Annotated in this window: 2 rRNA genes; both read right to left on the bottom strand. The window is 55.9% G+C overall.

Annotated features, from left to right (window positions below):
• Positions 1-82: ribosomal RNA gene (locus tag ACLJPD_RS33160) — 23S ribosomal RNA — on the bottom strand; the annotation flags it as partial.
• A 325-nt stretch (positions 83-407) separates the two neighbouring features.
• Positions 408-515: ribosomal RNA gene (locus ACLJPD_RS33155) — 16S ribosomal RNA — on the bottom strand; the annotation flags it as partial.

Here is a 515-nt window from a genome sequence, read left to right as displayed (position 1 = left end):
CCCGAGGCTTATCGCAGCCTCCTACGTCCTTCATCGGCTCCTGGTGCCAAGGCATCCACCGTACGCTCTTAAACACTTACTAACAAAGATGCTCGCGTCCACTGTGCAGTTCTCAAACAACACACCCACTCGAACCCAGTCTCGAAGCCGGCCAGAGCACGCTCTGCGGTACTAACGATGATCCGAGTGGATCGTTATCTTGCCAGAAAGACACTCGCGTGTTCTTTCAGGACCCAACAGTGTGCCGATATATTCGTCGCGACCCCGGACTGAGCCGGTGTCAAATGCGATAAAAGTTGTCAGTGTTCCACCCATGAGCTCCAGCCGGACCACGAATGGGTCCGAAACTGTCTCTGCCAACCACCCACCAACCTGTGTTGGGAATGAGCTGGAGAATTGCTCCTTAGAAAGGAGGTGATCCAGCCGCACCTTCCGGTACGGCTACCTTGTTACGACTTCGTCCCAATCGCCGATCCCACCTTCGACGGCTCCCTCCCACAAGGGGTTAGGCCACC

The sequence above is a fragment of the Nocardia sp. A7 genome (assembly GCF_046549215.1).
Lineage (GTDB): Bacteria > Actinomycetota > Actinomycetes > Mycobacteriales > Mycobacteriaceae > Nocardia.
Note: the sequence above shows the minus strand (reverse complement) of the source record. Positions and strands in the feature narration are given on the sequence as shown.